20 protein-coding genes are annotated in these 26,093 nt (G+C 62.3%); 11 read left to right on the top strand and 9 right to left on the bottom strand.

Translation table 11 applies throughout. The annotated features are described in order from the left end of the window. On the bottom strand, positions 1-453 hold the full coding sequence (locus tag ACPWMG_RS03260; protein WP_483303235.1) for an Lrp/AsnC family transcriptional regulator: 453 nt from the start codon (positions 451-453) through the stop codon (positions 1-3). A gap of 287 nt (positions 454-740) precedes the next feature. Between ACPWMG_RS03260 and ACPWMG_RS03255 the strand changes: the two genes are divergently transcribed. The 4 genes from ACPWMG_RS03255 to ACPWMG_RS03240 all read left to right on the top strand — a co-directional run bounded on the left by ACPWMG_RS03255 (position 741) and on the right by ACPWMG_RS03240 (position 10,041). Beyond that, positions 741-1,505 (top strand): alanyl-tRNA editing protein, encoded by a 765-nt coding sequence (locus ACPWMG_RS03255; RefSeq protein ID WP_483303234.1) that lies wholly within the window; start codon positions 741-743, stop codon positions 1,503-1,505. A gap of 49 nt (positions 1,506-1,554) precedes the next feature. Continuing rightward, positions 1,555-3,750 (top strand): protein-disulfide reductase DsbD family protein, encoded by a 2,196-nt coding sequence (locus ACPWMG_RS03250; RefSeq protein WP_483303233.1) that lies wholly within the window; start codon positions 1,555-1,557, stop codon positions 3,748-3,750. Positions 3,751-4,064: 314 nt separating this feature from the next. Next, positions 4,065-8,996 (top strand): PAS domain-containing protein, encoded by a 4,932-nt coding sequence (locus ACPWMG_RS03245; RefSeq protein WP_483303232.1) that lies wholly within the window; start codon positions 4,065-4,067, stop codon positions 8,994-8,996. Between the two features lie 10 nt (positions 8,997-9,006). After that, a complete protein-coding gene (locus ACPWMG_RS03240; RefSeq protein WP_483303231.1) occupies positions 9,007-10,041 on the top strand; it encodes an HD domain-containing phosphohydrolase in 1,035 nt (344 codons plus the stop codon). A gap of 10 nt (positions 10,042-10,051) precedes the next feature. On the opposite strand, the gene ACPWMG_RS03235 is transcribed toward ACPWMG_RS03240, so the two are convergent. Further along, a complete protein-coding gene (locus ACPWMG_RS03235) occupies positions 10,052-10,954 on the bottom strand; it encodes a LysR family transcriptional regulator (protein ID WP_483303230.1) in 903 nt (300 codons plus the stop codon). Positions 10,955-11,064: 110 nt separating this feature from the next. Between ACPWMG_RS03235 and ACPWMG_RS03230 the strand changes: the two genes are divergently transcribed. From ACPWMG_RS03230 to ACPWMG_RS03205, 6 genes are all read left to right on the top strand, one after another. Further along, positions 11,065-12,156, top strand: a complete 1,092-nt coding sequence (locus tag ACPWMG_RS03230) for an amidohydrolase family protein (RefSeq protein ID WP_483303229.1) — start codon at positions 11,065-11,067, stop codon at positions 12,154-12,156. Further along, entirely contained in the window at positions 12,153-13,052 is a 900-nt protein-coding gene (locus ACPWMG_RS03225; protein ID WP_483303228.1) for a VOC family protein, read from the top strand. Before ACPWMG_RS03230 ends, ACPWMG_RS03225 begins: the two co-directional genes overlap by 4 nt. A gap of 37 nt (positions 13,053-13,089) precedes the next feature. Beyond that, entirely contained in the window at positions 13,090-13,953 is an 864-nt protein-coding gene (locus ACPWMG_RS03220) for a fumarylacetoacetate hydrolase family protein (RefSeq protein WP_483303227.1), read from the top strand. Positions 13,954-13,957: 4 nt separating this feature from the next. Then, positions 13,958-15,502 (top strand): bifunctional 3-(3-hydroxy-phenyl)propionate/3-hydroxycinnamic acid hydroxylase, encoded by a 1,545-nt coding sequence (locus ACPWMG_RS03215; protein WP_483303226.1) that lies wholly within the window; start codon positions 13,958-13,960, stop codon positions 15,500-15,502. Between the two features lie 23 nt (positions 15,503-15,525). Beyond that, positions 15,526-16,509: a Bug family tripartite tricarboxylate transporter substrate binding protein gene (locus tag ACPWMG_RS03210; RefSeq protein WP_483303225.1), complete on the top strand. Its 984-nt coding sequence runs from the start codon at positions 15,526-15,528 to the stop codon at positions 16,507-16,509. Between the two features lie 211 nt (positions 16,510-16,720). After that, on the top strand, positions 16,721-17,629 hold the full coding sequence (locus ACPWMG_RS03205) for a c-type cytochrome (RefSeq protein WP_483303224.1): 909 nt from the start codon (positions 16,721-16,723) through the stop codon (positions 17,627-17,629). An 8-nt stretch (positions 17,630-17,637) separates the two neighbouring features. On the opposite strand, the gene ACPWMG_RS03200 is transcribed toward ACPWMG_RS03205, so the two are convergent. The 7 genes from ACPWMG_RS03200 to ACPWMG_RS03170 all read right to left on the bottom strand — a co-directional run bounded on the left by ACPWMG_RS03200 (position 17,638) and on the right by ACPWMG_RS03170 (position 24,937). Beyond that, positions 17,638-19,158: a tripartite tricarboxylate transporter permease gene (locus tag ACPWMG_RS03200; protein ID WP_483303223.1), complete on the bottom strand. Its 1,521-nt coding sequence runs from the start codon at positions 19,156-19,158 to the stop codon at positions 17,638-17,640. Between the two features lie 12 nt (positions 19,159-19,170). Then, on the bottom strand, positions 19,171-19,599 hold the full coding sequence (locus ACPWMG_RS03195; RefSeq protein ID WP_483303222.1) for a tripartite tricarboxylate transporter TctB family protein: 429 nt from the start codon (positions 19,597-19,599) through the stop codon (positions 19,171-19,173). Positions 19,600-19,794: 195 nt separating this feature from the next. Next, a complete protein-coding gene (locus ACPWMG_RS03190; protein WP_483303221.1) occupies positions 19,795-21,336 on the bottom strand; it encodes an ATP-binding protein in 1,542 nt (513 codons plus the stop codon). After that, entirely contained in the window at positions 21,333-22,016 is a 684-nt protein-coding gene (locus ACPWMG_RS03185; protein WP_483303220.1) for a response regulator, read from the bottom strand. The genes ACPWMG_RS03190 and ACPWMG_RS03185 overlap by 4 nt, the downstream gene beginning before the upstream one ends. An 82-nt stretch (positions 22,017-22,098) precedes the next feature. Next, a complete protein-coding gene (locus ACPWMG_RS03180) occupies positions 22,099-23,526 on the bottom strand; it encodes a GGDEF domain-containing protein (protein ID WP_483303219.1) in 1,428 nt (475 codons plus the stop codon). A gap of 193 nt (positions 23,527-23,719) precedes the next feature. Next, positions 23,720-24,100, bottom strand: a complete 381-nt coding sequence (locus ACPWMG_RS03175) for a nuclear transport factor 2-like protein (RefSeq protein ID WP_483303218.1) — start codon at positions 24,098-24,100, stop codon at positions 23,720-23,722. A gap of 87 nt (positions 24,101-24,187) precedes the next feature. After that, positions 24,188-24,937 (bottom strand): SDR family NAD(P)-dependent oxidoreductase, encoded by a 750-nt coding sequence (locus ACPWMG_RS03170; protein ID WP_483303217.1) that lies wholly within the window; start codon positions 24,935-24,937, stop codon positions 24,188-24,190. 213 nt (positions 24,938-25,150) lie between these two features. Here ACPWMG_RS03170 and ACPWMG_RS03165 point away from each other — a divergent pair, with 213 nt between their 5' ends. Next, positions 25,151-26,059 (top strand): LysR family transcriptional regulator, encoded by a 909-nt coding sequence (locus tag ACPWMG_RS03165; RefSeq protein WP_483303216.1) that lies wholly within the window; start codon positions 25,151-25,153, stop codon positions 26,057-26,059. Positions 26,060-26,093: the final 34 nt, after the last annotated feature.

Raw genomic sequence — 26,093 nt, 5'->3', positions numbered from 1 at the left:
TCAGATCAAAGGCAGATCGGCTTTCTTCAATGTGCGCAGCACGATGCTCGATTTGCTGTGCCGAATGCCTTTGATCTTGTAGAGCTTCTCGCGCAACAGGCGCTCGTAGTCCTTGGTGTCGCGCACGGCCACGCGCAGCAAGTAGTCGTAGTCGCCCGAGACCAGGTACGCCTCGATCACCTCGGGGATGGTGGCCAGCGTTTCGCCAAACTTCTCCAGCGTGTTGTCAGAGTGGCTGTCCAGCGTCACCTGCACCAGCACCGTTTCGCCCAAATCAAGCGCGGCGGCGTTCAGGCGCACGGTGTAGCCCTCGATCACGCCCGCCTGCTCCATGCGTTTGATGCGCTCCCAACACGGCGAAGCGCTCAGCCCCACGGCCTGGCTGATGTCTTGCATGCTGGCGCGCGCATCACCTTGCAGCACCCGAAGGATTTTTCTGTCTGTTTTATCCATAAAGATGAATATTCTTTGAAATTTGAAATTTCAGCAAATTTATCGTCAACCACGCCGTTTGGAGAAAACTACAGAAAAGCCTTCCGGCGGATTTGGCCGATACTTCTTTCACTGTTCAAGCGCTTACCGGCGTGGTCAACACAGCAAGGCGCCGGCGGGTTACCGCCCGCTGGCGCGCTGGCTTAATGCCTGGGTGGAGGCCTGAGCGGAGGGGCTTGTCGGGTGCCATCCCAAGTCCTCTACGCGACACAGGCAAAATAGCGGGGTTTTCCCCAGCTGTTTTGCACATGACCACTGACCTGTTTCGCCAAGACGCCTACCGCACCGAATGCGAGGCACAGATCATCGCCATCACCGAACAGGGCATCGTGCTCGACCAAACCGTGTTCTACCCCTTGGGTGGCGGCCAAGCCGGCGACACCGGCATGCTGCAACTGGCCAGCGGCGTGAGCCTGACAGTGGTCGACACCCGCAAGGGCCGCGACGCCGACGGCCAGCCCAACCAATCCATCGTGCACGTGCCCAGCCCCGAACAACTTGAAGAACTGGCCGCGTTGAAGGTGGGCGACACCGTCACCGCGCGCATCGACTGGCAACGGCGCCACAAGCTCATGCGTTTTCACACCACCACCCACCTGTTGTGCCACTTGGTGCCGCAGTTGGTGAACGGCTGCTCGATCACACCCGAATACGCGCGCATCGACTTCAACATGACCGACCCGCTGGACAAAGACGCCCTGAGCGCCGGCATTGCCGCGCTGGTGGCCGCTGGGCACGCGGTGTCGGTGGGTGAGATCACCGATGCCGAGTTGGACGCCAACCCCAGCTTGGTGAAAAGCATGTCGGTGCAGCCGCCGCGCGGCTCGGGCCACATCCGCACCATTCGTATTGGCGGCGATGCTGAAGAAAACCTAATCGACTTCCAACCCTGCGGCGGCACCCATGTGGCCAACACGGCAGAGATTGGCGCCATCGTCGCAACCAAGATCGAGAAGAAGTCGGCCACCACACGGCGCGTAGTATTGGGGTTCGCTGCGCCGGCTGAGGTCTAAAGGCCTCGCTCTCGGAACTAAGGCAGCGCAGATCCACTCCGAACACGCAATGCGCCGCCACTCCGTTTTCAAGACTTTTCTACTCGCTATCTTTTTCGCAGCTGCTTACGCAGCCGGGATAAGCGCAAACGCCCAAAGCTCTTTAAAGCCCACACTGCATACGGTGACCACGCCGCGTGTGCAAGCCGAGTTGATGGCCTACGCCCCCAACGGCATCGTCCCGGGTCAGCAAGTGTGGGTGGGCCTGCAACTGCAGCATGCCCCCGAGTGGCACACCTATTGGAAGAACTCCGGCGATTCGGGCTTGCCCACCGAACTGCACTGGACGCTGCCCACCGGCATACAAGCGGGCGACATCGCTTGGCCGCTGCCGCGCAAGATTCCCATCGGCACGCTGGCCAACTACGGCTATGAAGGCACGGTGCTGCTGCCCGTGCCGCTGGAAATCAGCGCCGACTTCAAGCCGCCGCTATTGGCCAGCGAAGTAGAGATTCGCCTCAAGGCCGCCTGGCTGGTGTGCCGCAAAGAATGCATTCCCGAAGAAGGCGAGTTCGCGCTGAAGGTGCCGGTGCGTGGCTCTACCGCGCTCAACAGCCCAGCCTTCCTGGCCGCCCAAGCCGCACAACCCAAACCCCTTTCGGCGAGTAGCACGGCGGCGATCAGCGGCGACAAGGGCGACCAGTTGGAAGTGCGTGTGACCGGCCTGCCCAAGAGTGTGCAGGGCCAAACGCTCACCTTCTATCCTGAAACCCCTGAAGTGATCCACACCGCCGCCGACATTCAGCAGAGCTGGCAAGGCGCCGTGTGGACGGCGCAGGTGCCGCTGTCTGCGCACCGCAGCGAAAGCCCGGCGCAAATGCCCATCGTGCTGGCCACGGTCAACGCAGACAACGCCGCGCGCCAAGGCTTTCGCACCGTGGCCGAGGTCACCACGCCCTGGCCGCCCGTGGCCGCACCGGCTGCGATCGCGCCCGCGCTACAAGCCGCCTTGGCCGCCAACGCAGCAGCACCGCTGGCCCCCGCCACGGGCGTGACGCTGGTCGCCGCGTTGCTGGGCGCCCTGCTCGGTGGGCTGATCTTGAACCTGATGCCCTGCGTGTTCCCCGTGCTGGCCTTGAAGGTGGTGGGTTTTGCGCGCCACGGCCAAGACCGGCGTGCGCTGCGCCTCGGCGGGCTGGCCTACACCGCCGGTGTGGTGTTGTCGTTCCTGGCGCTGGGCGGCGCGATGCTGGGGCTGCGCGCAGCCGGGGCGCAACTCGGCTGGGGCTTTCAACTGCAGTCACCTGCCATGGTGGCGGGTTTGGCGTTGCTGTTCACGGTGATCGGGCTGAACCTGGCCGGCTTGTTCAGCTTTGGCAACCTGTTGCCAGGAAGCCTGGCCGGTCTGCAACTGCGCCATGCGGGATGGAACGACTTTTTGTCTGGCGTGCTGGCCGTGGCCATTGCCTCGCCCTGCACGGCACCCTTCATGGGCGCCTCGTTAGGCCTGGCGATTGGTTTGCCGGCGGCGCAGGCGCTGCTGATTTTTGCCACGCTGGGCCTGGGCATGGCCCTGCCCTATCTGCTGGCCAGCCTCACCCCGGTGGTGGCCAGTTGGCTGCCAAGGCCTGGGCTGTGGATGGAACAGTTGCGCCGTTTCATGGCCTTCCCGATGCTCGCCACCGTGGTCTGGCTGGTGTGGGTGCTGGGGCAGCAAACCGGCATCAACGGTGCGGCGGCGTTGCTGGCCTTGCTGTTGTGTGTGAGCGCGGTGCTGTGGTCGTTCACGCTGTCGGGCTGGGGGCGGCCGCTGATCGCCACTTTGTCCGTCGCGGCGCTGGCGTTGCTGACGGGCTCCATCGGCCACAACGTCATCATGCCCATGGAGCCAAGTGCCGCCGTCGCCACCACCAGCAACGCTTCAGGCGTGGTGTGGCAACCGTGGTCGCGCGACAAGGTGCAGCAAGCCCACGCGCAAGGCCGCCCGGTGATGATCGACTTCACCGCCGCCTGGTGTGTCACCTGCCAGTACAACAAGCTCACCACCCTGGCGGATGCCAGCGTGCTGGCCGATCTGCAGGCCAAGCAGGTGACACTGTTGCGCGCCGACTGGACGCGCCGCGACCCGGCCATCACCGCTGCGCTGGCCGAGCTGGGCCGCAGCGGCGTGCCGGTTTACGTGCTGTTGAAGCCCGGGCAAGCCCCGGTGGTGTTGTCGGAAGTGCTGGCCGTCGACGACTTGCGCAGCGCCATCGCGCAACTCTGACGCGGCCTTCTGAAAGGCGCTAATGCGCTCTTTTTCAGTTCAAACGCCCATCCGTTGAGTGCGCCATCGCGCCCTCAACTGACGCCTTTTGTATCCAACTGTTTTTATTACCTGTTATTTTTGACAGAGCATCGACGACGCCCGTCAAGGTCTTTGTGCGCATTTAGCCGCACTCAAACACCCTTGACCCATCAAAAAGACACCCAAAAGCGGAACTAGTACAGGGTTCTGAGAAATTGATATGTATACAACATGTTAATTAATTCTCTAAAGTGATCAACTCAAAGAAGTTACACACATGAGAACAACCCGTCATGGACGCTTTGACTGCTCGCGCAAACATACAAAAAACGGTTTCGCTACTGCAACTGGGTGAACGTGAGCCGTGGCTGCTCACCATGTCGGTGCTGATTGCCGTCGTCGCCTGCACCATGGCCCTGCAAGTGGCCAGCCAAGGACGCTGGACGCAAAGACCTCTTTCGCGCCGCCTGGCCATCGGTACGGGGGCCACCGCTTTGGCCGTGGGCATTTGGGCCATGCACTTCATCAGCCTGCAAGCCATGCGCTGGCCATTTCCCGTCACGCTCGAATGGCGCTACACGGTGGTGGCTTTGTTGCCCGTATGGCTTTCAACCTGGGCTGTCATGCTCGTCTTGACGCGCAAGCAGGCCAAGCCATTGCACATCACCTTTTGCGGCGGGCTGCTGGCTGTTGGCATCGTCACGATGCACTACACCGGTCTGGAGGCACTGCAGCTCCCACTGCCCGTCCACATCTTGCCCATCGACACCCTGGCCGCCAACTGCCTGGCGCTGGCCCTGTCGGTAGGCACTTTGTGGTTTCGCTTTGGTATGCGCCAATGGCCTTCGGCCAAAAAGCTGCCGCCGCTGGTGCGCATCTGGATCAGCGGCATTGTGTTGGGACTGGCGGTCGCGGCGATACACATGCTGCCGCTCGCCGGGCTGGAGACCAGCTACACCAGCCTGCCGATCCCCGCCACGCCCATGCCAGGCCTGGACTGGGAGCGCAACGACGTCATCGCCTACGGCATCGCGCTGACCACCGCCATCTTGCTGCTGCTTGTGGCGGCAGGCAACGACCTGCTGCGCTTTCAGGAACTGCTCCACCAGGCCAACACCAGCGAAACGCGCTTGCGCAGCACGCTGAACACCTTGACCGATGCTGTGGTGCTGTTTGATGACACCGGCCGCGTGCAGGCCATGAACCCGGCCGGGCTACGCTTGTTCGGCTGGAGCCTGGACGAAGTTAAATACCTCAAGGCGGCCGACCTGCTGATCCACCTGGCTGACGCGGGGCTCGCGAAACTGGCCGAGCGCAAAGACACCAACACTTCCATGCAGGAAAGCGAGGCCGTGCGCAAAGACGGCCAGTTGGTGCCGGTGCGTTTGTCGGTAGGCGAAGTGGCACTGCGCGATGCACGCTGGTTTGTCGCGCAGGTGTGCGACATCCGCGAACGCAAAACCATGGAGCAGGCGCTGTTCGAGAGCGAGGCGCGCATGCGCTCGCTGGTGCGCAACACGCCCGGCATGGCCTACCGCATCCGCTTGCCCGAGCGCGACACCACTTACGTGAGCGAAGGCGCCAAAGTGCTCACCGGCTGGAGCCCGGCCGACTTCACCAGCCAGCGCCTGCGCCTGGCCGACCTGGTGCACCCCGAAGACCGCGAGGAGTACCGCGTGCAGCTCAAGGCCGCCATGCGCGACCAAAGCCGGTTTGAGTCCGAGTTTCGGCTGATTCACCGCCAAGGCCATACCGTGTGGATCATGGCGCGCGGCAACGTGGCGCACGATGCACAGGGCCACGTGCAGTCGCTCGATGGTCTTCTGCTGGACATCACAGAGCAAAAGTTGGCCGAGTTGGCGCTGCGCGAAAACGAAGCGCAGATGCGCACCTTGATCGCCAACATCCCCGGCGTCGTGTTGCGCAGCAGTGCCACCGCCCCTTTCAACGTGTACTTCATGAGCGACGCCATTCGCACCTTGTCGGGCTGGCCGGCCAGTGCTTTCTTGCAGAAAACCGTCAAGATGCAAGACCTGCTGCAACCCGACGAATTGCAGCGCGTGGTCGCTCTGCGCGAACAAGCGGTGCGTGACCACACCAGCTACGAGACCGAATTCCGCATGCGCCACCGCGACGGCCATGAGGTCTGGGTCCAGGTGCGAGGCCGGGCGCAGTACGGCACCGATGGTGCGCCAAAGTGGATGGACAGCGTGCTGCTCGACATCACGCGTGCCAAAAAACTGGAGCAACAGGCGCAGGAACGCGAAGAGCGCTTCAGCTCGCTCATCCGCAATTTGCCCGGCATCGTGATGCGCCGCAGGGGCGACGAGCGGCGCTCGGTGGTCTTCATCAGCAACGCGGTGGAACACACCCTCGGCTGGCCCGCCAGCGCCTTCACCGAAGGCGGCATGCGTCTGCGCGACCTGATCCACCCCGAAGACCTGGCGTATGCAGAAAAAGTCGTCAACGAATGCATGACCACCTCCAAACAGTTTGCCCACACGGTGCGCGTACGGCACCAGAACGGCCACTACATCTGGCTGCGCTCGCACGGTTACGTGGTGGACGACGAGGACGGCGTCAAATGGATTGACAGCGTGCATTTCGATGTGAGCGATGCCAAGACCCTGGAGCTGGCCCTGCAGGAACAGCAAGCGCAGTTCAAAACATTGGTCAGCAATATTCCGGGCGTGGTGTACCGGCTGAAGGTCAACAAAGATCTCACACCGATCTTCATCAGCGACGGCATGCCCGCATTGCTGGGCTGGCACAACGAAGACTTCACGACGGGCAAGGTCACCGTCATGGGAGCCATCCATCCCGAAGATGTGGAGTGCACCAGACAAGCCGCGCTCGCCACCACGCCCGAAAACCCAACCTACGTGGTGAACTACCGGTGGCGCCACCGCGATGGCCACTACGTCTGGATATCGTCGCAAAACTGCGCCGTGTTTGACGAAAACAGAAAGCTCAAATACATCGACGGCATTGTGTTTGACATCACTGAGACGCACAAAAACGAAGAAGCGCTACGCGCCAGCGAACAGCTCAGCCGCACCCTAATTGCCAACACCCCGTGCGTGATGGTGCGGGTGCGCACAGACTGGTCTCCGCTGTATGTGAGCGACGCAGTGGAGTCCCTTTTGGGCTGGACTGCTGAAGACTTCATGCAAGGTCGCGTCACGTTTCCAGAACTCCTGCACCCCGATGATGTGGAGGCCGCATTTGCCACGTCCAACGCCGCCATCGCCACCAAGCGCAGCTACAACAACCCGCACCGCTTCATCCACCGCAGCGGGCGCATCGTGCACGTGTTGTTCTCGGGCACACCGGCGGTGGACGAAAACGAGACGGTCACCTCGGTCGACGGCATCCTCATCGACCTGACCGAGCGCTTTGAGAAAGAACAGGCGCTGCGCGATGCCAAAGAAGCGGCCGAACGTGCTGCCGCCAGCAAGTCCACCTTTCTGGCCAACATGAGCCACGAGATCCGCACCCCCATGAACGCCATCATCGGCTTCAGCGAGTTGCTGCTGGGCACTGGGCTGGACGAGCAACAGCGGCGCTACCTGACCACCGTGCGCAACAGCGGGCGTTCGCTCCTCGGTTTGCTCAACGATATTCTGGACACCGCCAAACTCGAACGCAATGCGCTGGAGCTGGAACGGCTGGACTATTCACTCAAAGACCTGTGCGCCTCGGTCGTCGATTCAATGGAACTGGTGGCCGGCAAAAAGCAGCTAGCGCTGTCATTGGAATATGCCCCCGGCCTCAGTGACTTCCTGGTGGGCGATGCGCTACGCATGCGCCAGATCATCACCAACCTGCTGAGCAATGCCATCAAGTTCACCGAAAAAGGCGCCGTGAAACTGGTGGCCGAACGCCAGGGTGATCAACTGCACCTGGCCGTGCACGACACCGGCATTGGCATTGCCCCCGAACGCCTGGAAAGCATCTTCGACCCCTTCGCCCAAGCCGATGCGTCCACCACGCGCCGCTTTGGCGGCACCGGACTGGGCACCACTATTTCGCGCCAGTTGGTCAGCTTGATGAAGGGGCAACTCTGGGCGGAAAGCACGCTGGGCATCGGCAGCATCTTTCACGTGCTGGTTCCGTTGGTAGAAGGCAAACCGGTCGCGCAAGAACACCAGATCACCTTGTTTGAAATGCCAGCCTTGCGGATCTTGGCGGTGGATGATGTGCCACAAAACATCGAACTGCTGAGCCTGATCTTGCGCAACGCAGGGCACCAGGTCACCACCGCCTGCGACGGCTCAGAAGCCACACTCGCTTTCCAGACAGGGGCGTTCGACGTGGTACTTATGGATGTGCAAATGCCGGGCACCGACGGCCTGGCCGCGACACGCCTGATCCGCGCATTTGAGCAAACCCATGGGCGCACACCTACGCCCATCATCGCGCTGACAGCCAGCGTGCTGGAAGAAGACCGGCAGGCCACACAAGCCGCCGGCATGAACGGTTTTGCGGTGAAGCCTATCGACCAACCGACGTTGATGCAGGAGATCGCGCGCGTCACCAGCACGGTAGCCAATGCGGTTCATGCCCCCGCGCCTCAGGCCGCGAACGCCAGCCGACGCACCAGCGACCCCGTCAAACACGCGATCGACCAAGCCGCCGGTGCGGCGCTGTGGGGCGACCATGCCACACACGCGGCGGCAGTGGCGCGCTTCGTCAAAGACATTCCAACGTTCACTGAACGGCTGACGCTGCAGGCTCAGAACGAAGAAACGGGGGAACTACGCCGCACTGCCCACAAGCTGCGCGGCACCAGCGCCAACCTATGCCTACCCAGCTTGAGCAAACGCCTTGGTGCGCTGGAAACGGCCGCCCACAAGATGGATCTTTTCACCATACGTGCACTGCTTCCCGATGTGCTACAGGCCATGCAAAGCGTAACGGACGAGGCCATGGCAGATGCGGCCGCACAAGCCGCCGTTGCAAGCCCGCCTGCCAGGGCTGACGCAACCGGCGAATTCGACTCCCCGCACGTACTGGAAGAACTCGGCCGCACCGCCATCGCGCAAATCCAGCATGGCGAATATGACGAGCCCGTCATCATGCGCCTTACCCATGCCATGCACCGCCATGGCCATCTGCAAGAGGCCGACGCATTGCACAACGCTTTGCAGGATTTTGAGATGGACCAGGCCCACACCGTCCTGTCCAGTTGGTTAGACGCCTTGACTCCCACGCCGCCACACTGAAAGCCCCACCATGCCAACCGCCGATGCCCGCCCCGCCATCTTGGTGGTGGACGATGAACCCACCAACCTGCAAGTCTTGCGCGTGGTGCTGCAAGACCACTACCGCTTGTTCTTCGCCAAGAATGGCGAACGTGCCTTGGCGCTGGCCGAGCAAGAACGCCCGGACCTGATTCTGCTGGACATCATGATGCCCGAGATATCGGGCTACGCCGTGTGTGAAGCGCTCAAAAGCAAGCCCAGCACGCGCGACATTCCGGTCATTTTTGTGACCGCCTTGTCCGAGACCCACGACGAAGCCAAAGGCTTTGCTGTGGGCTGTGTGGACTACCTCACCAAGCCCATCAACGCCGCCATCACCAAGGCCAGGGTGCGCACACACTTGTCGCTGGTGCAGGTTGATGCGCTGCGGCAAACGCGGCTGGAACTGATCCAGCGCCTGGGAATGGCGGCCGAATACAAAGACAACGAAACCGGTCTGCACGTCATCCGCATGAGCCACTTCGCGCGCTTGACCGCGCTGGCTTATGGCTTCAGTGCCGAGCGAGCCGAAGAGTTGTGCCACGCCGCCCCCATGCACGACATCGGCAAAATCGGCACGCCCGACGCCATCCTGCAAAAGCGCGGCCCGCTCACGCCCGAAGAATGGGCTGTGATGCGCCAGCACCCCGAGGTGGGCGCACGCATCATGGGCAGCCACGCGCCGGGCCTGCTGCACACGGCCCACACCATCGCGCTCACGCACCACGAAAAGTGGGATGGCAGCGGCTACCCGCGTGGCTTGAAAGGGGAAGACATTCCGATCGAGGGCCGCATCGTCGCAGTGGCAGATGTGTTTGACGCGCTGACCAGTGAGCGCCCGTACAAAAAAGCCTGGTCTGTGGACGCGGCCCTGGAACTGCTGCAGCGCGAAAGCGGCAAACACTTCGACCCCAAGGTCGTTCAGGCCTTCTTGTCCAGACTGCCCGAGATCATTGAGATCAAAGACCGCTGGGCAGAAACAGCGGAGTCGATGCAAAGCATCGTGCCCGCGCTGTCTCAGGCGTAAACATCCAAGCTCACGCGTGGAACAGCTTGTGCACCAGGCCGCGCAGCCACATGTTGGCGGCATCCTTGTGAAAGCGCCGATGCCAGAACTGGTGCACCTCCACCACCGGCGACTTGAAGGGTGGCTCCACAATCCGAATGGCGCCGTGGCGCACACAGATGTTGGCCAGGTCACGCGGTACGGTGGCAATCAGGTCCGAGCTTTCAATGATGGGCAGCAGGCTCATGAAGTGCGACAGGCCCACGGTCACGCGCCGCTCCACGCCACGCTCTTGCAATGCTTGCTCCAGCAGATGCTCGCGCCCGTCCGGGCTCACCACCGCGTGTGATGCGGCCAAGTATGCCTTGAGCGTGAGTCGCTCCTTTACGCTCGGGTGTTCGGCCCGCACGATACACACGTAGTCGTTGCGAAACAGCTTCTGCAGAAAGAAGCCGGCCTTCTGCAGGTCTGGCAAATAACCAATCGCCAACTCAGCCGCGCCGGATGCCAACGCGTCGGCAGCGGCATAACGCGACATAGACAAGGTTTGCAGCGAGCAATGCGGCGCGGCCTCGGCAAAGTGCGCCAGTATCTGCGGCAGAAAGTGCACCTCGGCAATGTCGGGCGTGACGATGGCAAAACGTTTGGTGGCCGTGAGCGGGTCGAACGCCGAGGCCGGCAAGATCTCCACCTTGATGGACTCGATCACGCGGCGCACCGGCTCGGCCAGGTCTTGCGCGCGCGGCGTGGGCTGCATACCGGCGGCGGTCTTTACAAACAGCGGGTCGTCAAACAACAGCCGCAGGCGCGCTACGGCGGCGCTCATCGCGGGTTGGCTCAGGCCTACGGCTTCGGCGGCACGGGTCACGCCGCGGTGCTCGGTCATCGCGGCAAAGGCCACCAGCAGGTTTAGGTCGACGTCTTTGATATCCATGGCATGGATTCTATGTATATCGAAAATCTGCTTTATCAATTGACTGGCGATTTCTAAACTCGCCTCCATAAAGATGCCGGCACACCTGTGCACGGCGCGTTGGAGACAAGATGGCAGAGTTAGGTTCGTCAGGTTCAGAAAGCGGCCAAAGGCTAGTGGCACGAAATGCGCGCTGCGCTTGTGGCATCGACGTGCATGCGCATGTGGTACCCGAGCACTTCCCGGCCTACCTGGGCAGCAAAGCGCCAAGCGACTGGCCATCCACCGCCGCCGCAGCGCCCGTGAACGGGCTGTGCCACCGCAGCGTGATGATCTCCGGCAAGAACTACCGCACGGTATCGGAGAAATGCTGGAGCGTGACGCACCGCCTGGCCGACCTGGCCACCATGGGCCTGCAGCACCAGGCCATCTCCCCCATGCCCGAACTGCTGTCTTATTGGATGGCACCGGGAGACGCCGCACAACTGCTGCGCTACTTGAACGAACAGATCGCCAGCATGGTGGCCGAGTCAAACGGCACACTCATCGGCCTGGGCGCCGTGCCGCTGCAAGACATCACCCTGGCCATCGCCGAACTGCGCTACGCGGTCGAGACGCTGGGCTTTGCGGGTGTGGAGATTGGCAGCAACGTCAACGGCATGCCGATTGGCGCGCCGCAGTTTGACCCGTTCTTTGAAGCCTGCGAAGCGCTCAACGCCGCCGTGTTTGTGCATGCGCTCAAACCCACCGGCATGGACCGCCTGGTCGGCCCGCCACCTCTGCAGCAAGTACTGGCCTACCCCACCGACGTAGGGCTGGCCGCCGCTTCGGTGATCACCAGCAACCTGGTGCTGCGCCGCCCCAAATTGCGCATTGCTTTCAGCCACGGTGGCGGCACGCTCGCCATGCTGCTGCCGCGCCTGCAAAAAGGCTGGAGCGTGTTCCCGGCACTCAAAGAACAAGTGTTGAGCGCCCCGGCCGAACAAGCCCGGCAACTCTTCTTCGACACGCTGGTGTTCGACCCGCCCACGCTGGTCCATTTGGTGCGCCAGTTCGGCGCCTCGCAATTGCTGGTGGGCACCGACTACCCCTTCAACTTCCACGAATCGGCACCCCTGCAGCAGTTGGACGTTGCGGCTTTGGACGCCCAAACGATGGAACAACTCACCCATGGCAACGCGCGCCGTTTTCTGGCGCGTACCTTCACGAAAGCAAGCACATGAGCTCTCCCTGGATCGGCGGCCTGCGCAGCGTGGCACTCAAAGTGCCCGACCTGGCGCGCGCTGAAGACTTCTACACCAACACCTGGCACCTGGCCGTGGTGGCGCGCACGCCCGACGCCCTGTACCTGCGCGGCACCGGCGCCGACCACCACCTGCTGGCGCTGCACGAGGGCGGCGCCAATGCCGAGATCGTGCACGCCACCTTCCGCGCGCGCAACCGCGAAGCGCTTGACGCCATTGCCCAAGCCGCTGTGCAAGCCGGTGGCAGCGTGCACGTGCCCATCGCTCCCATCACCGAGCCCGGCGGCGGCATAGGCCTTACCGTGCGCGACCCGGACGGCCGCCTGCTGCAAGTGGTGTTTGGCGACACCCAACACACCGATGCCCATGAAACGCCCGACCGCCCCATGCGCCTGGCCCACGCGGTGCTGAACAGCCACGACGTTGAAGCCACACAGCGCTTCTTTGAACAAGCCCTGGGCTTCACGCTGGCCGACCGCACCCGCATCATGGCCTTCTTGAACTGCGCCAGCGACCACCACAGCGTGGCCCTGGGCGACACCGACAACGACGCGCTGAACCACATCGCCTTTGTGATGCCCGACCTGGAATCGGTGATGCGCGGCGGTGGCCGCATGCGCGACGCCGGCCACCAGATCGAATGGGGCCCCGGCCGCCACGGCCCTGGCGACAACGCTTTCAACTATTTCATCGGCCCGTTTGGCGAGGTCATCGAATACACCGCCGAGGTGGAGCAGATCGACGACAGCTACCAAGCCGGTGGCCCAGAAGACTGGAAGTGGCCCCCCGGCCGCGTTGACCAGTGGGGCATTTCGCAACCACCGTCGGCGCGCCTCAAAGAGGCACAACGCCAAGTGTTCTTTATCAAAACTTAAACCCCCTTTTCTTTCATTCTTTCTGCACAGGAACCCCATGAAATTCACCACCTACTTGCACAACGGCGAAGCCCGCCTCGGCCTGGTTGACGGCGATGCCGTCATCGACTTACACGCCGCTCAACCGCAAGTGCCTGCCGACCTGCGCGCCGCCCTGCGCGCGGGCGTGGACTTGGCCGCTGCCGCTAAGGCTGCGCTGGCCTCCAGCGCACCGCGTGTACCGCTCAGCAGCCTGAAACTCGCGCCACTGGTGCCCGAGCCCGGCAAGACCATCTGCCTGGGCCTGAACTACTTCGACCACGCCAAAGAAGGCGGCCGTGAGAAGCCTGAGTACCCGTGGTTCTTCTTCCGTGGTGCCACGTCTTTGGTGGCGCATGGCGAAGCCGGCATTGCCCCCAAGGTATCGGTCAAGTTTGACTACGAGGCCGAGTTGGCCCTGGTGATTGGCCAACGTGTGCCGCGCCACGTGTCGCAAGAAGACGCGCCCAACTACGTGTTTGGCTACACCTGCTTCAACGACATGTCGGTACGCGACTACCAGAAGCGCACGCCGCAATGGACCATCGGCAAGAACTTTGACGGCACCGGCGGCTTTGGCCCCGTGCTGGTCACGGCCGACGAGCTGCCACGTGCCGCAACAGGCTTGAAGATCCAAGGGCGCTTGAACGGCGAAGTCATGCAAAGCGCCAACACCGACGACATGATCTGGGGCGTGGCAGAGACCATTTCGCTGCTCAGCGATGTGCTGACGCTGGAGCCGGGCGACGTGATCGTGATGGGCACACCCGCAGGCGTAGGCCAGGCACGCACCCCACCCGTGTGGATGAAAGCCGGTGACCGCTTCGAGGTCGAGATCGAACGCATTGGCACCCTGGTGAACCCCATCCGCGCAGAGGCATAAACCTATGGCATCCCTAGCAAAACGCGACGTTTACGACGTCGCGGTGGTCGGCTTCGGCCCATCGGGTGCGGTTGCCGCCGGGCTGCTGGCTGGCATGGGACTGAGCGTGTACGTGTGTGACCGCCTGCGCCACGTGTACGACAAGCCCCGCGCCATCGCCATCGACCACGAAGTGCTGCGCGTGTTTCAGCAGCTCGGCGTGGTGGAGCAAGTGGCGCCGTTTGTCGAGCCCTTCACGCCATCGGAGTACTACGGCGTCGACGGCCAGCTCATCAAACGCCTGACCATGGTGGCCCCGCCCTATCCGCTGGGCTACACACCGTCCAATGTGTTCAGCCAGCCGCCGGTGGAAGCCGTGCTGCGCGAACACGTGCAAAGTGCCGCCAACACCCACGTGGCCCTGGGCACCGAAGTCGTGGGCCTGCAGCAGGACGACACCGGCGCCACGCTGCAGGTACGCGACGACCAAGGCGTTGAAGACAGCGTACGTGCGCGCTACGTGGTGGCGTGTGATGGTGCCTCGAGCACGCTGCGCGACATGGTCGGCTTGACGCTGGAAGACCTGGAATTTGACGAACCCTGGCTGGTGATCGACGTGTTGGCCAACGAGAAGGGATTGGCCAAACTGCCCACCACCAGCATGCAGTACTGCGAGCCCGACCGCCCCTGCACCCTGGTGATTGGCCCCGGCAACCACCGGCGTTGGGAGATCTCGCTCAAGCCCGGCGAAGACCCACGCCAGGTGACCGAGGCGGCCGAGACCTGGAAGCTGCTCTCGCGCTGGCTCACGCCCGAAGACGGCGAACTCTGGCGCCAGGCCAGCTACCGCTTCCATGCCTTGGTGGCCGCGCAATGGCGCAAGGGCCGCGTGTTTTTGGCGGGCGACGCGGCACACCAGCAGCCGCCCTTCCTGGGCCAAGGCATGTGCCAAGGCGTGCGCGACGTGGCCAGCCTCAGTTGGAAACTGGCCGCCGTGCTGAAGGGCGAAGTGCAAGGCGCAGCGGGCGAAGCCCTGCTCGACACCTACAGCGCAGAACGCAAACAACACGTACGCCAACTCACCAGCCGCATCAAGAACATTGGCGCGGTGATTGGTGAACGCGACACCGCCAAGGCGCGCGAACGCGATGCACGCATGCTGGCCGAATGCGGCGGCGTGGTGCGCGACATGCCACGCCAGGATGTGTTGCCAGGCTTGGAGACTGGCTTGTTGTCGCCCATCGCCCACGCAGCCAATGGCAGCATCTTTCCGCAACCGTGGATCGCGCAAGACACCAGCCCGGTGCGCCTGGACGCGCTGGCCGGCAACGGCTGGTGGCTGGTCTTGAGCAGCGGTTTTGACGGCCCGGCGCCCACAGTGCCAGGCGTGACCACGCTGCACATGGGCCAGCCGCTGCAAGAAACCGAAGGCGTGGTGGCGGCTTGGTTCCAGCGGCACGGGGGTATAGCTGCACTGGTGCGACCGGACCGTTACGTCTACGGCGTAGCGACCACGGCCCAAGAGCTAGAGGCAATGCTGAAGGCATTCACCGAAACTTTGACTGGCTGATGATTTTTATAACGGAGACAAACATGCAAAGAAGAACCTTCAACTTAGCCGCAGGCGCCCTGGGTGCCGCCTCGCTCTTGCGCACCGGCTTTGCCGCTGCACAAGACACCTGGCCCAGCAAACCCATCAAGATCGTGTTGTCGCAACCGGCCGGCTCAGGCCCCGACAACATTGCGCGTGTACTGGGTGACGGCTTGGCGCAAACACTGGGCCAGGCCATGGTCATCGACAACAAGCCGGGCGGCCAAAACGTCATCGGCGCACAAACGGCCGCTCGCTCGCCGGGCGACGGCTACACCTTGTACTTCGCCACCACCGCCGCGCTGGTGACCAACAGCTACCTGTTCAAGACCCTGCCCTACGACCCGCTGAAAGACTTTGTGCCCGTGGCCTTTGTGGCCAACAGCCCCTTTGCTGTGCTGGTGCGCGCCGACTCGCCCATCACCTCGCTACAAGACTTGATAGCGCGCAGCAAACAAGATCCCGGCAAACTCTCACTGGCCAACGAAGGCCCGCGCACCTTTGGCGGCATGATCGCCCGCGTCATCAATGCCCGCACCAAGGCCCAAGCCAACTTGGTGGCCTACAGCTCGGTGGGTGTGGCGCTGCAAGACATCATGGGCGGTCATGCCCAAGCCGTGGTGGCCGATTTGGCCTCGACCGCGCAACTCGCCAAGCAGGGGCGCCTGCGGGTGCTGGCCGTGACCACCGCCAAACGTGTGCCCGGCTGGGAGCAAGTGCCCACGGTGTCGGAGACCCTGCCCGGCCTGGAGATGACGGGCTGGATGGCAATGGTGGCCCCCGCTGGCACACCGCAGCCTGTGATCGCACGCTTGAATGCCGAGATCAACAAGCTGCTGGCCAACCCCACCGTTGCGGAGAAGATTCTCGGCATCGGCCCGATTCCCGCGCCCGGCGGTTCACCCAAAGACTTCGACACGTTCCTGCAAGAAGAGCACAAACGCCTGGGCCAGTTCGCTGGCGAGATCGGTTTGCTGCCCGAGTAAAAACCGGCGTCATGCGCCTGGCGATTGACAAGACGCCGGGCTTCATCGCAGCATTCACTTCTGGAGCCAGTCTGTGGTCTATTCAAAAATAGGCCGCAGACTGGCTCTTACGTTTGCGAATCAACTTCGTTGATTTATCAAATTGAAGGAGTGCTGCGATGTTGCTTTCCTTTCTGGCACGTGATCTCGACGTCACCACGCGGAGCGCCGCATGAGCCCGGGCACGGGAAAATGGCTCAAGCGCATAGGCCTCGCGCTATTGGTCTTGGTGCCGCTGGCGGCCGGCGCGGTCTGGCTGGGGCTTGAGCTGGCACAGCGCAAGATGCAGCGTCACATCGACGTGAATGTGCAGGCGGTTGCGTTGAGTGATGAACCCGCCGCCATCGAGCGCGGGCGTTATCTCTACGCCTCGCGCGGCTGTGTGGATTGCCATGGGGCCGACGGCAAGGGCCGGGTGTTTCTCGACAACCCCAACGGCATGAAAATCGTAGGCCCACACATCAGCCCCGGTGCCGGGAGTGTGACCGCCAGCTACCGCCCTGAAGACTGGGTGCGCAGCATCCGCCACGGCGTGCAGCCTCAGGGGCGGCCGCTGCTCATCATGCCCAGCGAAGACTACAACCGTTTGACCAACGAAGACCTGGCCGCCTTGGTGGCCTGGCTGCGCCACATGCCCGCGAGCGACCAGGGCCTGACGGGTTTGGTGCAGCTTCCGCTGCCGGTGCGGGTGCTGTATGGGTTTGGGATGATTCAAGACGCGGCAGCGAAGATCGACCATAGCCTGCCGCCGCAAACGCCCTTGCCGCAGGGCGATACTTTGGCGCATGGCCAGTACGTGGCCAACATGTGCTTGGGTTGCCACGGCCCGCAGTTGGCCGGTGGCCGCGTGCCCGGCGGCCCACCCGATTGGCCACCGGCCTCCAGGCTGGCGCCTGGAGCCGACTCAGCTTTGCTCCGCTACCCCGATGCGGATGCGCTGCTCAAGCTCTTCAAAACGGGAAAGCGCCCAGACGGCTCGGCAGTCAAAGTGATGCCATTCGAGTCGTTGGGCGCCATGAGCGAGACCGATGTGCGGGCCCTGCACGCGTACCTGAGTTCGCTGCGCAGCCCCGCCAAATAAAGAGAACCTTAGCCGGGGACGACTGCGGCCTCTTCCACCGCAGCAGGTGTGCCCTTGCGCATCTTCATGAAGAACAACGCGGTTTGCCACACGATCACCAAGGCAATCACGCCCAGCAGGGTGCCGCTGATCGGACGGGTGACGAACACGCTGAAGCTGCCACGGCTGAGCAACATGGTGCGACGGAAGTTCTCTTCGAGCATCGGACCCAGGATGAAGCCCAACATCAGTGGGGCCGCTTCCATGTCCAGGCGCAGGAACAGGTAGCCGATCAAACCAAACACCGAGGTGGTGAAGATGTCGTCCAGGCTGTTGTTGATACTGAAGGTACCAATGCAGCAGAAGAACAGAATCGCCGGGAACAACACGGTGTAAGGGATCTTGAACACTGACAGCCAGTAGCGCACCAGCGGCACGTTCAGCACCACCAGGAAGCAGTTGCCCACCCACATGCTGGCGACCAAGCCCCAGAACAAGTCAGGGTGCGAGGCAATCATGTTCGGTCCGGGCTGAATGCCCTTCACGATGAAGGCGGCCATCATCAACGCCATCACAGCGTTTTCGGGAATGCCAATGGCCATCAGCGGAATGAAGCTGGTGCGTGCTGCGGCTTCATCGGCAGCCGCTTGACCCGCCACACCTTCGATACAGCCGGTACCGATTTCGTGCTTGTATTTGCTGAACTTCTTGTCGGCCGCGTAGGCGGCAAACTGGGCGATGGTGGGGCCGCCGCCGGGCAAGATGCCCAGGATGGAGCCGATCACGCTGCCGCGCAAAGCGCTGGGGATGATGCGCTTGAACTCGGGCCAGGTGGGCATGAGTTTGATCTTGCCGTTGAACGGTGTGAGCACGTTCTTGTTGTCGAGGTTCTTCACCACTTCGGCAATACCAAAACAACCCAGCGCGATACTGATGAGGCCAATGCCGTCCATCAGGAACGGCAGGTCCATGGTGTAGCGCGCCACGCCGCTGTTCACGTCGGTGCCCACCATGCCCAGCAGCACACCGACCATGGCCATGGCCAGGCCGTTGAGCAAGCTGCCAGCGCTCACAAAGCTCACGCAGAAGAAGCCCAGAAGCATCAGCGCGCAGTAGTCAGCGGGGCCGAACAGGAAGCCGACTTCACCCAGCGCAGGTGCCATGGTCGACAGCACAACGATGGCCACCGTGCCACCAATGAAGCTGGAGATACCGGCGGTGAACAGGGCTAGACCGGTCTTGCCCTTGAGCGTCATCTGGTAGCCGTCGATACACGCCACGATACTGCTCGCGTGCGGGATCTTCATGGTGATGGCGCTCACGCTGTCGCCGTATTGCGCACCGTAATAAATGCCGGCCAACATGATCAGCGCACCACCCGTAGGGATGGAGTAGGTCAATGGCAGCAGCAAGCTGATGGTCGACAGTGGGCCCAGGCCGGGCAGCAGCCCAACCAAGGTGCCCACAGTGCACCCGAGGGCGCAGTAGAAAAGGTTTTGCAGGGTGAGCGCATGCTCGAACCCGAACGCGAGGTTGTGTAGAACTTCCATGATCAGTACCGATTAGTAGAGTGGCAAGCTCAGGCCGAGAAGTTCTTTGAAGGCAAAGGCCACTGCAATCAAACCGATGGAGATCTTGATGTTGCGCGCCACCGAGTACGAGGTACCGGCAATCGTCGAGCAGAACACCAGATAGACGATCGCGACGATCATGTTGATGTATTCGGAGATGAGCGCAAAGCCCACCAGGCTCGCCAAGATCACCACAATGTTCTTGACGCTGTAGTCCAGCGGCACCGGCGCGACGAAGTGCGCACGTACAGCCTGCAGCAGGCCAATCACAAACAGAAAGCAGCTCACCAGCAAGGGGAACATGCCGGGGCCGGAGCGGCTGAGTTCGCCGATCGAGTACTTCATGGCCACCGTGCCAAAGAGCACGGCTATGGCCATGAGGAACAGGCCTCTGACGAAGTTGCGGTTACTGAAGTTCATGGCAGGCAGCTCCTGGGCTGCGCCACGCGGGGCGTTGTTGTGGAACGGGTCATGTCCATCCGGGTCTCCAAAAGTATTGGAGCGGATAGTAGAAAGCGAGGCTTCCAAACAGCTTTCGTTTTAGACAGCCAGCCTCAAAATACGTGTTATCACTAACCGTTGAATAGGTGTTTACCGCGATGTCGCGAGACCGCGTCAACCGGGCGGCGCAGAGGCCAACGGCAGACGGAGAATCGCACGCAAACCGTTGGTTGACGCATCGGCAGAGGCGTCGGCCAAGGTGATGTCGCCTCCATTGCGCCGCGCATAAGCGCGTGCAATCGCCAAGCCGAGGCCTGAGCCACGCGAGCCGGTTCTGGACGATTTCGCAGGGTCCGTTGTGCCTTGCTGAAAGCGCTCAAACACGGTTTCACGCAGCGCCTGCGCAATGCCGGGGCCGTCGTCGCAAACCTCGGCCAGCGCGGCGCCCTCCTGCGCGCATACAAAGACAGTGATGTGCCCGCCAGGCGGCGTGTAGACGATGGCGTTGTGCACCAGGTTGGCCAGGGTTTCATGCAACTCCAAACCACGCGCAAGCACGGGCACGGCCGGTTCATCGGGCGACAGCACAGCACCTGCGGCCCCCTCGCGCGCATCGACCCAACCCAGATCCTGGTTCTTCTCGTGTGCCAGGGTCAGGTACTGCAACACCACGTCTTTGGCAATGCTGTTGAGATCGACCACCGCAGGTTGATCCACCGGCTGCGTGTTGTCGTGCGCATCGGCCAGCGACAGCAACTGTTCACACAGGCGCCGGCTACGCGCAATCTGCGTGACGATGGCGCGCAAGGTCTGCTGCACCTTCGCCGGGTCTTTTTCGCGCAGCGCCACACCCGCTTGTGTGAGCATGATCGCCAAGGGAGTGCGCAACTGGTGCGAGGCATCGGCCAGAAACTGCGACTGCTGGTCCAGCAAATCGCGGTAACGCGCCACGTGCAGATTGATGGCCGCCACCAGCGGCGCCACTTCGTGCGGCACGCCGCTGGTGTCCAGCGGTTTCAGCTCATGGTCCTTGGCCTCCAGCACCGACTTGCGCAGCTTTTCCAACGGGTGCAGAGACCACGTCACGCCCAGCCACACCAGCAAAATCACCACCAGCACCATGCGGGTGTCGCGCAGCAAGGCCTGCTCGGACGAGGCGGCTTGTGCACGGTCGCGCGGACCGGTGCTTTCCACCACCTGCACCAGCAGCTCGAAAGGCCGCCCCCGCCCATCCACCACCTGGCTTTGCAGCGCCACCACCCGCACCGATTGGCCACGGTAGTAACTGTCGTACCAAAGGGAAGACGCGGGCCCCACCGTTGGTGCGGAGGCAGGCGGCAACGGCGGCGCAGGTAAATCGGTTTCTCCGAGCAGCGTGATCTCTGTAGACGCTGCATTGCGGGACGTCACCCCCACATGCCAGAACTTGTGCAGCGGGTTGGCCTGGTCGGTTGCGGCCTGCGTTTCCTGAATGGCTGCCGTGACAAAAGGCGCATCGACTTTCAGCTCCCCGCCCGGCGCCGCCCGCACGCTGTTGCGCAAGGCAGTGGCCGACTCCAGCATGGACTGGTCGTACGCGTCTTGCACCAGGTGGCGCAGGGCACGGTAGTCGTTCCAGCTGTCGAGAATCAGCAAGCCCAGAATGCCTGGCAGCAGCAGCGTGAGCAGGCGCGCGCGGATGCCGAATCGGTCCGGGTCCGTGCGCAAGATTTTCATACGGGCGTGTCGTCCGAAATGCTCTCCAACATGTAGCCCAAGCCACGCACGGTGACGATGCGCACATCGCCACCGGCCAGTTTGCGGCGCAGGCGATGCAGCACCAGTTCGATCGCATCCGGCCCCGCACTGCTGGCCACGGGGAAAACCTTGCCCGACAACAGCGACTTCTCGACCGGCGTACCGCTGCGGGCCAGCAGCACCGACAAGGCGGCACTCTCGCGTGGCGTGAGCTGCAGCAAGTTACCAGCGAGTGTGAAGGCACGGCTGTCACTGGCGCAAGACAACGAGCCGCATTGCAGCACCGTTTGGGGGTTGCCCCGGCTGCGCCGCACCAGCGCGGTCAGGCGCGCTTCCAGTTCTTCGATGGCGAACGGTTTGGTCAAGAAATCGTCGGCACCACCATTCAAGCCCTTCACCCGGTCCTGTAAAGAGCCTTGGGCCGTGAGCACCAGCACCGGCGTGCGGTTGCCGGCTTTGCGCAGTTCTGCCAGCAGCGACAGGCCGTGTTTGTCAGGTAGGCGCAGGTCGAGCACCACGGCGTCGTAGTTGTTACCCGCCAGCAGCGACTCGGCGGTGGCTGCGTCTGGCGCGTGGTCTGGCACATAGCCACTTTGCTTGAAGGCCCGCACCAGCCAGGCGGCCATTTCGGCTTCGTCTTCTACCAGCAGTAATCGCATATCAACAGGGTGTGGATGTCGGAAGGGTACGTTTCAAAACTCTGCGGATTATGCGCGGGACGCAAGCCACACCTTGGACACTTCACGCGGGATCACATACCACCCGGTTGCGCCCCGCGCTCTTCGCGCGGTACAAGGCATCATCTGCGGCAGCAATCAAATGCCCAGGCCGCATGGTGCTACCGGGCATCAGCATGGCCACACCCATGCTGATGGTGAGATGTGAGCCCACGGGGCAGGCGGTATGCGGAATCTGCAGTTGCGCCACGGCATCCAGCGCAGTCTGTGCAATGTGTATGGCGCCTTGTGGATCAGTGTCCGGCAGCACCAGGGCAAACTCCTCACCGCCATAACGCGCGGCCACATCGGCCGAACGCTGGCAGCACGACTGCAGCACGGCCGCCACACGCTTCAAGGCTTCATCTCCAGCCATGTGGCCATAGGTGTCGTTATAGGTTTTGAAGTGGTCCACATCGATCATGACCAGCGCCAACGGACGCTGGTAACGCACAGCCACCGCCGCCTGATGCCCCAGGTATTGGTCAAAACCGCGCCGGTTGGCAATGCCGGTCAGACCGTCTTCCACCGAAATTTGCTGCAAAGAGGCATTGGCTCGCGCCAGCGCCGCGGAGGCCTTGATCACGCGCTCGTATTGCCGCGCGCTTTCGCTGAGCAGCACCATCAACAAAAAGCATGCTGCAAGCAACCCGTAGACGCGCCCGGCGTACCAACCAAGGTCGTAACGCCCGGTGTTGAGCAGAGCCGCCAATGCCAGCTCCAGCAGCCAGGCCATCATGACCATCACCATCCAAACGTCCAGCACCGAGTGCGGTTTGCGCAGCAACAGTGTCAACAGCGCCAGCACACCCAACGCCCACACGCCCAGCAGAAAGGCACGGCCGAGATCCGTGGTGCGGTTGTGGTCGAGAAACTCTGGCAACAGAGCCTTGCCCAACACGGCGAACATGGTGAATGCGATGACCACGACCAACACCAGTGCAATCGTCCAAATAACGGGCCCTCTGACCTTCGGCGAGCGACGTCGCTTCAACACCAGGGCGTCGGGGCTTTCGCCTTTGCTCAACGCATAGGCCACCACCACCAACGGAAAGCCACCATGCCAAAACATGAACATGGCCGAGGAGGTTTGTGGTCCCGGGTCAAACAGTCCCTCGGGCGCAAACATCCCAGGAAAAATGCAGGCATACGCCGTGGTGATGGCTGCAAGAAAGAAGTAGCCCCCCGCCAAAATCAGCAAGGCCCGCGCGCGCAAGGCACGAAACTGCCCGAAGAGCAGTACCGCCGTGACCAAGTCACAGATGACCAGTGCGGTCACATAGATGGGAATAAAAACCGGGAATCGCGCCAGCGGTGTTTTGGCAAAAGGCAGGGCCAGTGCAAACAACACAAAAGACAGCAGAACGGTCGTCCCCGCGTAGCGAACTTCACGCGGCCCCGCTGCAGCGGTGGAAAGGAACGCCCAGGACTCTAAGGTCTTGTTCTCTGGCATAGCACCATCCGCCGAGGCCGTCAGCGGACTCCATTTCGTTTCTGCCAGTCTACGCCGCAGGCCCTTGCCGCAGCAACGGGGCTGGGCTGTATTTTTTGCTGCCTATTATTTCCGCTGTGTTTCGCGGCGAAACAATCCTGAAACCAAGGCCTCATTTGATTTCAACCCCATGCGCTGCAATCTACCGTTGGGCTCAAGCGGATGGCTTGCCGTCTAGGAAGACATGCATGCTGGCCAACTTGCCTTGGTCCATCGTGAAGATGTCTTCTCCGCGCACCAGATTGGGATTTTCTGCGGGACCATAGCCCCATGTGGCGCGGCCCAATCCGTGGTTCCAAGTGATGGGCTCTGGACGGAACGAGAACCCCGCATGCTCGGATTGCACGCGCGCGATCAGTTGGTTGACCTCTGCGTAGCCGCTGGCCTTGGCGGCGTAGTCGGCTACAAAAAACGCGGGGGTGTAGACCGCCGCAAACTGGGCGAGGCGGGCGTCCGCGTCGCGTTCGTTCCAGATGTCGAAGTGGCGGTCCATCAGTTGTTGGGCGATGGCGCGATCTTCAGATGGGGTGTCCATGGTTTGAAATCCTCTACGGGTTGAGAACAACGGGGCCAAGCGGCGTGTGATCCGCCTGGCCCCACCTACGCGTGCACGGCAAGCGGGTTAGACCTGCGCCATGCCGCCATCGACAAACAGCTCAATGCCGTTGACGAAGCTGGCCGCATCAGAGGCCAGGAAGGCCACCGCCTTGCCGATTTCTTGTGGTTCGCCCAAACGGCCCAGCGGCACTTGCGCGGCCAGAAAGTCGAAGAGGCCTTGGCGCGCTTCATCGGGCACCAAGCCACCCAGACCGGGCGTGCGGATGGGGCCAGGGCTGATGGCGTTGACACGAATGCCACGGTCTTTCAGATCAAGCGCCCACGAACGCGCGAAGTTGCGCACGGCCGCCTTGCTGGCACTGTAGACGCTGAAAGCAGCCGTGCCCTGGATCGACGTGGTGGACGAGGTCAAGATGACCGACGCGCCGTTGGTGAGCAGCGGCAAAGCCTTTTGCACGGTGAACAACACGCCGCGCACATTGGTGCCGAAGATGCTGTCGAAGTGTTCTTCGGTGATGGCGCCCAGCGGCATCATGTCACCGCCACCGGCGTTGGCAAACAGGATGTCGAGCTTGCCCGCGCTCTTGGCGATTTGGGCGTACACCGCGTCCAGGTCGCTCAAGACCGAAGCGTCGGCACGCAACGCCGTGGCCGATGCCCCCAGCTTGGCCACCGCCGCGTCCAGCTCAGCCTGACGGCGACCAGTGATGAAAACGCGAGCGCCTTGGGCTACCAATTCTTCTGCGGCCGCGAAGCCAATACCAGAGCTGCCGCCGGTGACCAGCGCGATTTTTCCATTCAGTTGCTTATCCATGATGAACTCCATTTCGTGACGTGATTGAGGGACTAAAAGGGACTTAAAAATGCCTTCTTCCACACTGAGCCTTTGTCATTTCTTGCGGCCTGTTGTGCAAGGCATGGAGAGAATGTAGGTCTTGCCAATTGATAGAAAAATAGCTAAAAATGGAATCACTATTCATGGGCATGGATAATCAACAGATTCCTTATCCCTAACCAACACCGTCGAATGGATCAACTCCTGGCCATGCGTGCCTTTGCACGCGTTGTGGAAGCCGGCAGCTTTACGCGCGCTGCCGACTCACTGGACATGCCCAATGCCACCATCAGCAAGTGGGTGCAAGAGCTGGAGACGCATCTGGGCGCCCGGCTGTTGCAACGCACCACGCGCCGCGTCACCGTCACCCCCGAAGGCCACGACTACTACGCCAAGGTGACGCGCATCCTGCGTGACCTGGAGGACATCGATTCGTCGTTCAACGTGGTGCGAGGCAACCCCAAGGGCCATCTGCGCATCGACGTCGGGGGCTCCACCGCACGCGACGTGTTGATTCCGTTGCTACCGGATTTCGTGGCCCGCTACCCAGACATCCGCATTGACCTGGGTGTGTCGGATCGCTCGGTCGATTTGATCGGCGACAACGTCGACTGCGTGATCCGCGGCGGCCCGTTGGACAACTCATCACTCGTCGCCCGCAGCCTGGGCCACGCCGCCATGGTGACCTGCGCCGCGCCGAGCTATTTGCGGCAATACGGCACGCCCGCCTACCCCGAAGAGTTGAAGAACGGGCACCGGCTGATCAGCTACGTGTCGGCGCAAAATGGCCGCGCACTTGCGTTTCGGTTTGAGCGCAAAGCAGAGAAGACCGAGATCAAGGTGGAGCACCGCATAGGCGTCAATGAAAGCAATGCACACCTGGCCGCTGCCGTGGCCGGGCTGGGCATCGTGCAAACCTTTGCCTATGCGGCAAGTGCTGCGCTGCAGGACGGGCAGTTGGTGGAGATTCTGCAGAAGTGGCGGCCTGCGCCCTACCCGTTTCACGTGGTTTATCCCCAGAACCGCCATGTGACCCATCGCTTGCGGGTGTTCATCGACTGGCTGCTGGAATGTTTTCCGGCCAAGGTCCGCGGCACCTAAACGGCGGGGCATCACGCGATGCGGTCGGGTCCGC

This window comes from Hydrophilobacter chitinilyticus, assembly GCF_049860745.1.
GTDB lineage: Bacteria > Pseudomonadota > Gammaproteobacteria > Burkholderiales > Burkholderiaceae_C > Rhodoferax_B.
Note: the sequence above shows the minus strand (reverse complement) of the source record. Positions and strands in the feature narration are given on the sequence as shown.

What these genes read in the sequence shown, in the direction of transcription:
- ACPWMG_RS03260 (WP_483303235.1), bottom strand. Translation starts at nt 453, where the DNA reads ATGGATAAAACAGACAGAAAAATCCTTCGGGTGCTGCAAGGTGATGCG.
- ACPWMG_RS03255 (WP_483303234.1), top strand. Translation starts at nt 741, where the DNA reads ATGACCACTGACCTGTTTCGCCAAGACGCCTACCGCACCGAATGCGAG.
- ACPWMG_RS03250 (WP_483303233.1), top strand. Translation starts at nt 1,555, where the DNA reads ATGCGCCGCCACTCCGTTTTCAAGACTTTTCTACTCGCTATCTTTTTC.
- ACPWMG_RS03245 (WP_483303232.1), top strand. Translation starts at nt 4,065, where the DNA reads ATGGACGCTTTGACTGCTCGCGCAAACATACAAAAAACGGTTTCGCTA.
- ACPWMG_RS03240 (WP_483303231.1), top strand. Translation starts at nt 9,007, where the DNA reads ATGCCAACCGCCGATGCCCGCCCCGCCATCTTGGTGGTGGACGATGAA.
- ACPWMG_RS03235 (WP_483303230.1), bottom strand. Translation starts at nt 10,954, where the DNA reads ATGGATATCAAAGACGTCGACCTAAACCTGCTGGTGGCCTTTGCCGCG.
- ACPWMG_RS03230 (WP_483303229.1), top strand. Translation starts at nt 11,065, where the DNA reads ATGGCAGAGTTAGGTTCGTCAGGTTCAGAAAGCGGCCAAAGGCTAGTG.
- ACPWMG_RS03225 (WP_483303228.1), top strand. Translation starts at nt 12,153, where the DNA reads ATGAGCTCTCCCTGGATCGGCGGCCTGCGCAGCGTGGCACTCAAAGTG.
- ACPWMG_RS03220 (WP_483303227.1), top strand. Translation starts at nt 13,090, where the DNA reads ATGAAATTCACCACCTACTTGCACAACGGCGAAGCCCGCCTCGGCCTG.
- ACPWMG_RS03215 (WP_483303226.1), top strand. Translation starts at nt 13,958, where the DNA reads ATGGCATCCCTAGCAAAACGCGACGTTTACGACGTCGCGGTGGTCGGC.
- ACPWMG_RS03210 (WP_483303225.1), top strand. Translation starts at nt 15,526, where the DNA reads ATGCAAAGAAGAACCTTCAACTTAGCCGCAGGCGCCCTGGGTGCCGCC.
- ACPWMG_RS03205 (WP_483303224.1), top strand. Translation starts at nt 16,721, where the DNA reads ATGAGCCCGGGCACGGGAAAATGGCTCAAGCGCATAGGCCTCGCGCTA.
- ACPWMG_RS03200 (WP_483303223.1), bottom strand. Translation starts at nt 19,158, where the DNA reads ATGGAAGTTCTACACAACCTCGCGTTCGGGTTCGAGCATGCGCTCACC.
- ACPWMG_RS03195 (WP_483303222.1), bottom strand. Translation starts at nt 19,599, where the DNA reads ATGAACTTCAGTAACCGCAACTTCGTCAGAGGCCTGTTCCTCATGGCC.
- ACPWMG_RS03190 (WP_483303221.1), bottom strand. Translation starts at nt 21,336, where the DNA reads ATGAAAATCTTGCGCACGGACCCGGACCGATTCGGCATCCGCGCGCGC.
- ACPWMG_RS03185 (WP_483303220.1), bottom strand. Translation starts at nt 22,016, where the DNA reads ATGCGATTACTGCTGGTAGAAGACGAAGCCGAAATGGCCGCCTGGCTG.
- ACPWMG_RS03180 (WP_483303219.1), bottom strand. Translation starts at nt 23,526, where the DNA reads ATGCCAGAGAACAAGACCTTAGAGTCCTGGGCGTTCCTTTCCACCGCT.
- ACPWMG_RS03175 (WP_483303218.1), bottom strand. Translation starts at nt 24,100, where the DNA reads ATGGACACCCCATCTGAAGATCGCGCCATCGCCCAACAACTGATGGAC.
- ACPWMG_RS03170 (WP_483303217.1), bottom strand. Translation starts at nt 24,937, where the DNA reads ATGGATAAGCAACTGAATGGAAAAATCGCGCTGGTCACCGGCGGCAGC.
- ACPWMG_RS03165 (WP_483303216.1), top strand. Translation starts at nt 25,151, where the DNA reads ATGGATCAACTCCTGGCCATGCGTGCCTTTGCACGCGTTGTGGAAGCC.